We start from the raw sequence: 9073 nt of genomic DNA, 5'->3' as shown, positions 1-9073 counted from the left end.
GCGGTCGGTCCAGTGGCGGACGTCGAGCACCCTTTCGGACAGGAAGGCGGTCAGGGCGGGGCGGCCATGGGCGGCGGGGGCATCGGCGGTCGGCATGGCAGGATCGTATGGGATGGCCGCGCCGGTTGTGCAATGCGGCAAGCGGCGCGGCTTGAGCCGGACGGCCGCTCCCGGCAGCATCGCAGCCATGTCCGGAACACCGCCTCCTCCTTCCCCGTCCGGCCCGCCGCTCGGGCCAGAAGTCGATCCCACCCCGCGCCCGCTGCCCGCACGCGTGCCGCACCGCGGCGCCAGCGTCACGCTGGAGCCCCTGCACGCCGATCATTCCGCGGAGCTTTGGGCCGCCACCCAGGCGCCGGGCGCCGAGGCGGGCTGGGCTTACATGGGCTATGGCCCCTTCGCGGACGAGGCCGCCATGCGCCGCCACGTGGCGGCCTTCGCGGCCCAGCACGACCCCCTGGCCTGGGCCGTTCGCCCGGGCCTGACCGGCACCGCCGATGGCTGGCTGACGCTGATGGAGATCGCCCCTGCCGATTCGGCCATCGAGATCGGCAACATCTGGTTCTCCCCCCGGATGCAGCGGACGCGGGCTGCGACCGAGGCGATGTTCCTGCTGATGCGTCACGCCATGGACGAGCTGGGATACCGCCGGCTGGTATGGAAGTGCCACGCGCTGAATGCCCCGTCCCGCGCGGCGGCGGCCCGGCTGGGCTTCCGCTACGAGGGGACGCTGCGGGCCATCAAGGTCATCAAGGGGCGGCTGCGGGACACCGCCCAGTTCTCCATCCTGGACGATGAATGGCCGGCGCGGCGCGATGCCATCGCGGCCTGGCTGGACGACCGCAACTGGGATGCGGCGGGGCGCCCCCAGGCGCCGCTCTCCCGCGTTCCGCAGGAACCCCTGTCCTGGGTCAAGGCCACCGGCTGAGGGCTTGCCGGCGGGCCCAGGCGCACGATCTGGCGACCATGCCCGACACCTCGACGCTGGCCCTGCCGGCCCCCGCCCGGATTCTCGGCCCGGCCGGACTGATCCCCTTCGCCGGCCTCGCGCTCCTTGCCGGCGCCCTGCCGGACGGGCGGCCGGTGCTTCTCCTGCTGCTGCAGGCCTATGGGGCAACGATCGCTGCCTTTCTGGGGGCGGTTCACTGGGGATTCGCGCTGCGCCCGGCGCCGGGGGAGGAGCGGGTGGCCTGGGCGCGGTTCGGGCTGGGGGTGGTGCCGGCGCTGCTGGCCTGGGTGGCGCTGCTGGTGCCTCTCCGCGGGGGGCTGGTGGGGCTGGCGGCGATCCTTGCCGCCACCGCGGCGGTGGAAACCCTGGCGGCCCGGCGCGGGCTGGTTCCCGCGGCCTATCTGCGCCTGCGCTGGGTGCTCAGCCTCGGCGCGGGGGCCTGCCTGCTTCTCGGCGCCGCGCTGGCCTGAACCGTCGCGCCCGCGCCCGGGTTGGACAGGGCGTCTTCGCTGACGCAGCATCCGGGCGAGCAGCGAGGGGAGCGGGCATGGCGGGCGAGGAATTGTCCAAGGCGGAGCGCGACAGCGGCTTCATGCCCGGCCCGCGCGCGGCGCTCGCCTCAGGGGATGGTCCCCTGTCCGGGCTGACCTTCGCCGCCAAGGACCTTTACGACGTGGCCGGGGTGCCCACGACCTATGGCAACCCGGACTGGGCGCGCACCCATCCCGTGCCGCAGGCGACCGCGGGCGCCGTGCTGACCCTCGCGGAAGCCGGGGCCCGCTTCCTGGGCAAGACCAAGACCGTCGAGCTCGCCTTTGGCCTGACCGGGGAGAATGCCTGGTATGGCACTCCCCTCAACCCGCGCGCGCCGGACCGCTTTCCCGGCGGTTCCTCCTGCGGCAGCGCGTCTGCCGTGGCATCGGGCGAGGTGGACATCGCGCTCGGCTCGGACACTGGCGGCTCGGTGCGGATCCCAGCCTCCTATTGCGGGATCTTCGGCATCCGGCCGAGCTGGGGAGCGGTCTCGCTGGTGGGCGCGCGGGCGCTGGCGCCGTCGTACGACACCGCCGGATGGTTCGCCGGCCGCGCCTCCGTGCTGCGCCTGGCCGGGGAGGCGCTGCTGCCAGAAGGTGGGGAGGGACCGCTCGGACCGTTGCTGCTGGTGAAGGAGGCCTGGATCAACGCCGATCCCGCAATCGCCGACGCCCTGCGCCTGGCCGTCGAGCCGCTGGAGGCGCTGCTTGGGCCGGGCATCCCGGTCTGCCCCGTGCCCGAGACGCTGCCCGGGCTCTACGAGGCCTATCGCCGCGCCCAGGCGGAGGAGGCCTGGGCCACGCTGGGGGATTGGATCGCCGCGACCACCCCCGCCTTCGGACCCGGCGTCGGGGAGCGCTTCGCCATGTCGCGCGACCTGCCCCCCGGGCTTGGGGCGGCCGGGCGTGCCTTCCGCCAGGGATTCCGCCGCCGCATCCTCGGCCTGCTGGGCGGCGGCGCGGTGATGGCCTACCCGACCTCGGCGGTGCTGCCGCCCCTGCTGACCTCAAGCCTGGCGGAGCAGCAGCAGGTGCGCGAGGCGACGATCGGGGTCACGGCGATCGCCGGGCTGGCCGGGCTGCCGGAGGTTTCGGTGCCGGCCGGGACGGTGCGCGGCATCCCCGCCGGGCTCTCGCTTGTGGCCGCGCCGGGGCGGGACCGGGCGCTGCTGGCGCTGGCCGAGGCGCTGGCCGGTCGGCTGGGGCTGCCGGCCTGAGGCGTCATTTTCACGCCGGGGTGATTCCCCACCCCGGCGATCTGCTCTAGGCATCGGTGCATGCCCATCCGCGACGCCAAGCCCGAAGACGCCCCCGCCATCGCCGCGATCTATGCCCACCACGTGCTGCACGGCACGGGCACCTTCGAGGAGGCCCCGCCCCCGGTGGAGGAGGTGGCCGCCCGCCTGGCCCGCGTTCAGGCCGCGGGCCTCGCCTGGCTGGTGGTGGAGGACGAGGCGGGAACGGTGCTGGGCTACGGCTACTATGCCAATTTCCATCCGCGCTCGGCCTATCGCCACACGGCGGAGAACTCGATCTACGTGCGGGACGACGTGCGGGGACAAGGCGTGGGCAAGGCTCTGGTGGCCGAGCTGCTGGTCCGCGCGACCGCGGCGGGCTTCCGGCAGATGGTGGCGGTGATCGGCGACTCGGAGAACGTGGGCTCCATCGGGCTGCACCTGTCGCTGGGCTTCAAGCAGGCGGGGCTGCTGCGGGCGGTGGGGCTGAAGTTCGGGCGCTGGGTGGACGTGGTCTACATGCAGAAGGCCCTGGGCGAGGGGGACCGGACGCTTCCGGCCTGACACGCGGGCATTCCCGGGCCGGAAAGGCCCGGCCAGGGGCAAGCACCCCCGGTCCGGGAAAGCGAAGTCCCGGAGGCCCCGCCGTTTTGGGCCTGGCCTTCCCGCGAGGAAGCGGTTCTTCGGAAAAAACCGTGCCCCGCGGCGCAGCCGCCGCGAAACCCGCGTGCTCTCCGGCATCGTGGACATCGATGCCGATATCCGGGGAGCGGATCGTCAGCCTGCCCCGCCCGGTGCTCCATCGGCTTGCGACGGCTTCCTGCCATGCCGCCCGGGCGGTCGGTACCTCAAGGCCGGTGCCATTCTGGCGCGGGCCGTGACCGTTGGTCGCGCCGAAGAAGAACCTTTGCATGCCCGCCTTGTGGCGCCCGGATGCTGTCGGACCGTGACAGATTTGGGGAACGCCTCCTTGCGAGCGTCAGGCCATGCCGGCGCAAGCGGCTCTGCCCTCGTTGTCCTCTCGGACCGGCAATTTCTGTCCGCTTCTCCGTGGGCGCTGCGCACGCGGGGCACGCTCAGAGCAAGGCGGAGGCGCCGGACGGCCGCTCGCCTGGCAGGCTCAGGTCAAGGCATCGAGGTGAAAGACGGCGTGGCCTGGACTGCTGGCTGTGGTTGTCGGCAAGCACGCTCCAGCCAATCGGAAGTGACCACAACCGCCACCTCCCGTGTTGCATGCCAGCGGGTGGCCGGAGCGGGAGGCTCAGTTCAGAACGATGCGGACGAACATCAGCACGATGACGAGCAGCACGAAAATGCGGCCGGGACCTTCGATGAAGTCTGTCACGCGCCGCACCTCGGCCGCCCTCCGCGTGGCTATCCGCCATGGAAGGCGCCATGCTGCGCGGCACTCTGGACGCCCTCGTGGCCCAGGCGCCCGGATGGCACTCTGGCAGGCCCGTTATGATCCTCGTCGGGAGTGTCACGGCCGGGGTGCCGTCCGTTGGCAAGGGCGTGGCGGCGCCGGTGTTCGCCACCTAGCCCACCGGCCCGCCGGCCTGCTGGTGTCGGCTGGCGGGCATGGCTCGGGCGTCGGAGTCGTGGGTGGTCCGGGTGTTGGTCCGGATCGCGATCCCGGCGGGCGATGTCGTGTCCGCAGGGACGACGATGCGGTCGGGCTGCTCGGTTCTGCGAAGCGATCCGAGGATCGCGCGCGACCGGAACCCATCCGAACTGCCGGAGCGAAGCCGCCTTTTCGGCGATCACGGTTCCACGAGCCCTGGCGCACCGCGCAGCGCGGCTTGCACAGGTTAAGTCCGCCGGTCCATTCCCGAGCTAGGCCGCACCACCACGCCAGGGGTGATCAGGTCTGAGCCGGAAAAGCAGCGTGGGCCTTCGCTCCCGGCGGGGCGCCCATGCCGGACAGGCCATGAGGTCGCCTATGCCCGGGATGGCGTGGAGCAAGCCGGGCCCGGTGCGATGTGGTGCGCCGGTTTCCGCGCCGTGTTTGTCGGGCGAAGCACGACGGAGGCCGGACCGCCGGGATCTGGCTGCGGTCGAGGTTTGGCGGTTTCGTGAGAGCATCCTCACGCCGGCTCGGCCCGCCTGCCCCGATCCTGGAAATGGCGGTGGTTCTTTGGCCATGTTGCATGAGGTCGGCTGACATGACGCGTTTCAGTTATCACATCTCCCATGAGCAGTTTCCGCCCGGAGACCTGCTTGCATGGGTGGGGGAGGCCGAGGCCGCGGGGTTCGACGCGGCTTTCTCCTCCGATCATCTCCAGCCCTGGGCGCCGGTGCAGGGCCAGTCCGGCTTCGCCTGGGCGTGGCTGGGCGCCGCGATGCAGGCGACGAAGCACCTGCAGTTCGGCGCCATCAGCGTGCCGGGCGGCTGGCGCTACAGCCCCGCGGTGCTTGCGCAAGCCATTGCCACGCTCGGGCAGATGTTTCCCGGGCGCCTGCCGTGGGTCGCCCTGGGAAGTGGGCAGGCCATGAACGAGGCCGTGACGGGCCAGCCCTGGCCCGACAAAGCGGAGCGCAACGCCAGGCTGAAGGAGGGGGCGCAGATCATGCGCGCGCTGCTGGCCGGAGAAACCGTGACGCATCGCGGCCGGGTGAGCGTGGTGGACGCCCGTATCTGGTCGCGTCCGGATCAGGCCACGCGCCTGGTCGGTGCTGCCACCAGCGAGGAGACGGCGGAATGGCTCGGTGGGTGGGCAGACGGGCTGCTGACCGCCGGAGCACGGCCCGCGACGCTCAAGCGGACAATCGAGGCCTTTCGCCGTGGCGGTGGCGAGGGAAAGCCGATCCACCTCAAGGCCGATCTCTGCTTTGCCGCTACCGCCGACGAAGCGCTGCACCAGGCGCATGAGCAATGGCGATTCAATCTGCTTGGCGGCGACGTGAACTGGGAACTCCGCTCACCCCGCCAGTTCGAGGCGGCAGCCCGCTTCGTGCGGCCGGAGGATATGCACGAGGCGGTCATGATCTCAGCCGATCCCGCCAGATACGTGGATTGGCTGGGCGAATGCGCCGCACTGGGTTTCGAGAGCATCGATCTGCACAACGTCGGCACCGGTCAGCGCGCCTTCATCGAGACCTTTGGCGACAAGGTTCTTCCGGCGTTGCGGCGCCAGGGCTGAGGGAACTTCGGCAACCATCATGGATTATGGAGGTGATTGGCCGCACCTCCTGGTTCCTGAACACCTGCCTGCGACGGCGTGCGCCGTTGTGGATCTGCCTGTTCCACTCAGGCCGGGATGAGGGGGTGCACGGCGGTCTGCCCGGGCAGCGGGCACCGCAGGCGATGGACGGGGCAGGGCGGATGGTCTTCATGGAGGAGTTGGCGAGGGCGGATGCGGAGCTTGGCAAGAACCAGTTCCGGGCGATGCTCGAACAGTGGCGCAGCCGTTGGGAGGGCCAGGCCCCGGAACGGGTGCGCTGAACCGCACGGCCGGAAAAATCGGGAAGCGGCCGTTTCGATCGCCCGACCCCCGCAGGAGACCAGATGGACCAGGACCAGCCCCCCGACCACGAAGCCGGTGAAGCCGTTCGCGCCGCCGCCCAGGCAGCCGGGCTGGCGATGCAGCCGCATGAGACACGCCTGCTCCTGAAGGCCGGCGGCGGGAAGCCGCCGGCGACGGGCGAGGCGCTGCGCCGGGCGTTGATCGAACTCCGGCGCCCCTCCTGGCGCAACCGGCTGGTCGCCCTGGCCAAGCGGGTCGAGGCACTGCCGGCCCGCCCGGACGATCTCGACGTGGCGGTCGCCGGCATCGCGGAGCCCGAACCCCGCGAGGCGGATCTGCTGGCCGCGCTGCGCGACGCCGTTCTCTCGCGCCTGGGTGGCTACAGCACCCCCAAGGTGGCCCTTGTGGCGGCTTTGGAGAACCTGCCCAGAGGCGCCTCCGGAGAGCCCCCCCTGGAGGCTGCCGGGCACTGCGCGCGCCTGGTCGCGGAGGCCTTCGGCATGGCCGAGCCGGACGCCGCCGCCTTTGCCCGCCGTGCAACGGAGGCCGAGCGCCTGCGGCGGGAGGAGCGGCGTGGCGCGGCGCGGGCCGCCCGCGAAACCCGCGCCGAGGAGGAGCGCCGCCTCCGGATCTGGGAAACCTCCCTGGTCGCCGCCGATGCCGTTCCCGGCCTGCTTGGCTGCACGCGCGAGGAGGCCGAGCGCTGGACCCGCGCGGGGCTGGTGCCGGTGGCGCGCAGGGTGGAGGCGCGCAGGGGCGGACGCAGCTTCCGGGAAGCGGAATTCGATCCCGCGGCCCTGGAGGCGCTTCGGGACGAGGTCCCGGCCTGGCGCAAGGCGGAGGCCGGCAGCCGGCCGGCACCGGCCGAAGCCGAGGCGGGGACGCGGCGGGTCAGCAACGCCGCGGTGGCCCGCATCGCCGGGCTTGACCGCTATGCCGCGCATTTCGCGACGGCGCGTGCCCTGAACCGCCGGATCATTGCCTGTCTCGGCCCCACCAATTCGGGGAAGACCTATTACGGGCTGAGCCGGCTGGCCGAGGCGGAGAGCGGCATCGCGCTCGGCCCCCTGCGCCTGCTCGCCCATGAGTACCGGGAGGCCCTGCAGGCCCGTGGCGTACCCACCTCGCTCCTGACCGGGGAGGAGCGCTTCCGGGTTCCTGGAAGCCGCCACACGGCCGCAACGGTTGAGATGTGCCCGTTCCAGAACCCTGTCGATCTAGCCGTGATCGACGAGGTGCAGATGCTGGCCGACCCCGAGCGCGGGCCTGCCTGGACGGCTGCCATCATGGGTGTGCCGGCGCGGCAGGTGATCCTGCTGGGCGCGCCGGACGCGGCGCCGATGCTGCGGCGCATCGCTGCCCTCTGCGGCGATCCTCTGGAGGAGGTGCATCTGGAGCGTATGGGGCCGCTCCGCGCGGCGCCGGAGGCCGTTCCGCTTTCCGGCATTGGCCGGGGCGATGCCGTGATCGCCTTCTCGCGCCGGGAGGTGTTCACGCTCCGGGCCGAGCTGCAGCGGCGGGAGCGGAACGTGGCCGTGGTCTACGGCGCGCTGGGCCCGACCGTGCGGCGTGCCGAGGCCAGGCGCTTCCGGGAAGGGGAGGCGGAGGTGCTGGTGGCGACCGATGCCATCGGCATGGGGTTGAACATCGGCCCCTTGCGGCGCGTCGTGTTCTCCGCCCTGACCAAATACGACGGGAAGCAGGACCGCCCTCTTACGGTGCAGGAGATCAAGCAGATCGGCGGCCGCGCCGGGCGCTTCGGGGGGGAGCACGCGGAGGGGGTTGTCGCGGTGCTGGCGGGAGGCGGCGATCCCAAAGAGATCGCCCGCGCCCTGAAGGCCGCCCCGGAGCCACCGACCGATCTGCGCCCGCCCGTGGCGCCGGATGCCGAGATCATCGCCGCGGTGGCGGCCGAGATCGGAACCGAGAGCCTGTTCGGCACCTTGCGACGAATCGAGCGCGCCGTGCTGCGCCGTGACGACCCGAACTACAGGCTTGGCGATCTGTCCACGCAGCTGGCCATTGCCGCGGAGGTGGATGGGGTGCGGGAGCTCACGCTCATGGACCGGTGGAGCTATGCCCTTTGCCCCGTGGACGAACGGGACGACGGCATCGCGCGGCTGGCCGACTGGGCGGTGGAGCATGCCCTCGGGACGACGGTGGCGCCGCCGCGTGCGGGGCGGCTGCCGCCACCCGACCGCGCGGGCCAGGATACGCTGCAACTGGCCGAGCGGGTGCACCGGCGCCTCGTGGCATGGCGTTGGATGGCGCTGCGCTATCCGGACACCTACCGGGATGTGGAGGGAGCGCTGGAGGAAAGCCACCGCCTGAACGAGTGGATCGAGGCGGTGCTGGCGGCCAGCCCTTCGGGACGGATGCGTGCGGTCGCGGGTGGGGCCGGCGCTGCGGGCAACCAGCGGAAGCGGCGTGAGGAGGGGGTGCGGGCGGCACCAGCGAGAGGCTCCGGAGGTCGCCCGACCAGCCGGACGCGGCCCAGGTGACTTATGTGGCGAAGGGCGCAAATCATGGCTTGACCTTATGTGCGCAGGCGCCTATTTCCCCGCTCCCCGACGAGGCGGACATTCTCCGCCTCCTCGGAACGCTCCGGACGGAGCCCCTGAAGTCGGCGCCTTGCAGGCGTCAGATGGGGCATACCGGGCCAGGGTGGTTGTTCTTTCCGGACAAGTGGGTGGCACCCTGGTGTCGCTGCTTGGCTTGGGAACCGAAGTGCCGTCTGGCAGCGGATCCTGATTTCGGTGCATCGGGCACGCGGTGGTCCTGCTTCGCGAAGTTGCGAGGCGGCTGCTGGTTGCTTTTCACCGGCGGAACTCGTTCTTTCAAAACAGAATCTGTCTTTTGGAAGTCAAGCGGGCATTTTGCTTTGACGTGGTG

General features: G+C 71.7%; 9 protein-coding genes. 8 read left to right on the top strand and 1 reads right to left on the bottom strand.

The window, feature by feature from the left end; genetic code table 11:
* Nucleotides 1-112: 112 nt before the first annotated feature.
* From ACFFIC_RS27675 to ACFFIC_RS27640, 8 genes are all read left to right on the top strand, one after another.
* Nucleotides 113-928, top strand: a complete 816-nt coding sequence (locus tag ACFFIC_RS27675) for a GNAT family N-acetyltransferase (RefSeq protein ID WP_377056533.1) — start codon at nt 113-115, stop codon at nt 926-928.
* 38 nt (nt 929-966) lie between these two features.
* Nucleotides 967-1419 (top strand): DUF3429 domain-containing protein, encoded by a 453-nt coding sequence (locus tag ACFFIC_RS27670; protein WP_377056531.1) that lies wholly within the window; start codon nt 967-969, stop codon nt 1417-1419.
* Nucleotides 1420-1496: 77 nt separating this feature from the next.
* Complete coding sequence (locus tag ACFFIC_RS27665; RefSeq protein ID WP_377056529.1) at nt 1497-2699, top strand: amidase; 1203 nt, start codon at nt 1497-1499, stop codon at nt 2697-2699.
* Between the two features lie 60 nt (nt 2700-2759).
* Entirely contained in the window at nt 2760-3281 is a 522-nt protein-coding gene (locus ACFFIC_RS27660; protein ID WP_377056527.1) for a GNAT family N-acetyltransferase, read from the top strand.
* A gap of 831 nt (nt 3282-4112) precedes the next feature.
* Nucleotides 4113-4256, top strand: a complete 144-nt coding sequence (locus tag ACFFIC_RS27655; protein ID WP_377056525.1) for a hypothetical protein — start codon at nt 4113-4115, stop codon at nt 4254-4256.
* 581 nt (nt 4257-4837) lie between these two features.
* Nucleotides 4838-5857, top strand: a complete 1020-nt coding sequence (locus ACFFIC_RS27650; protein WP_377056523.1) for a TIGR03885 family FMN-dependent LLM class oxidoreductase — start codon at nt 4838-4840, stop codon at nt 5855-5857.
* A gap of 32 nt (nt 5858-5889) precedes the next feature.
* On the top strand, nt 5890-6159 hold the full coding sequence (locus ACFFIC_RS27645; RefSeq protein ID WP_377056521.1) for a hypothetical protein: 270 nt from the start codon (nt 5890-5892) through the stop codon (nt 6157-6159).
* A gap of 63 nt (nt 6160-6222) precedes the next feature.
* Nucleotides 6223-8682: a helicase-related protein gene (locus ACFFIC_RS27640; RefSeq protein ID WP_377056519.1), complete on the top strand. Its 2460-nt coding sequence runs from the start codon at nt 6223-6225 to the stop codon at nt 8680-8682.
* A 139-nt stretch (nt 8683-8821) separates the two neighbouring features.
* On the opposite strand, the gene ACFFIC_RS27635 is transcribed toward ACFFIC_RS27640, so the two are convergent.
* On the bottom strand, nt 8822-9073 hold a 252-nt coding region (locus ACFFIC_RS27635; protein ID WP_377056517.1), incomplete at its 5' end, for a hypothetical protein.

Source organism: Muricoccus vinaceus (assembly GCF_042433125.1).
Taxonomy (GTDB): domain Bacteria; phylum Pseudomonadota; class Alphaproteobacteria; order Acetobacterales; family Acetobacteraceae; genus Roseomonas; species Roseomonas vinacea.
Note: the sequence above shows the minus strand (reverse complement) of the source record. Positions and strands in the feature narration are given on the sequence as shown.